General features: G+C 60.8%; 1 pseudogene. It reads right to left on the bottom strand.

Annotated features, from left to right (window positions below):
* Positions 1–579 (bottom strand): annotated as a pseudogene (locus tag EN969_RS34380) (DNA-directed RNA polymerase subunit beta); the annotation flags it as partial.

Consider the following 579-nt stretch of genomic DNA (forward strand, 5'->3'; position numbering starts at 1 on the left):
GGATCTCTTCGCCGTCCATGCCGAGCGCCATCAGCAGCGACGTCACCGGAATCTTGCGGCGGCGATCGATGCGGGCGTGCACGACGTCCTTGGAATCGAACTCGATGTCGAGCCACGAACCGCGATACGGGATGACGCGCGCGGCAAACAGAAGCTTGCCCGACGAGTGCGACTTGCCCTTGTCATGGTCGAAGAAGACGCCCGGCGAACGGTGCATCTGCGAAACGATGACGCGCTCGGTGCCGTTGACGATAAAGGTGCCGTTCAAGGTCATGAGCGGCATGTCGCCCATGTAGACGTCCTGCTCCTTGATGTCCTTGATGGACTTGGCGCCGGTGTCCTCGTCGATATCGAACACGATGAGGCGCAGCGTCACCTTGAGCGGCGCGGCATAGGTGAGGTCGCGCTGACGGCATTCGTCAACGTCGAATTTCGGTCCTTCGAACTCGTACTTCACGAACTCCAGCATGGAGGAGCCGGAAAAATCGGAGATCGGGAAGACCGACTTGAAAACGGCCTGCAGCCCCTCGTCCGGACGCCCACCCTTGGGCTCCGCCACCATCAGGAACTGGTCATAGG

Origin of the sequence: Mesorhizobium sp. M7A.F.Ca.CA.003.01.2.1, from assembly GCF_003998945.1 — a bacterium.
GTDB lineage: Bacteria > Pseudomonadota > Alphaproteobacteria > Rhizobiales > Rhizobiaceae > Mesorhizobium > Mesorhizobium ciceri.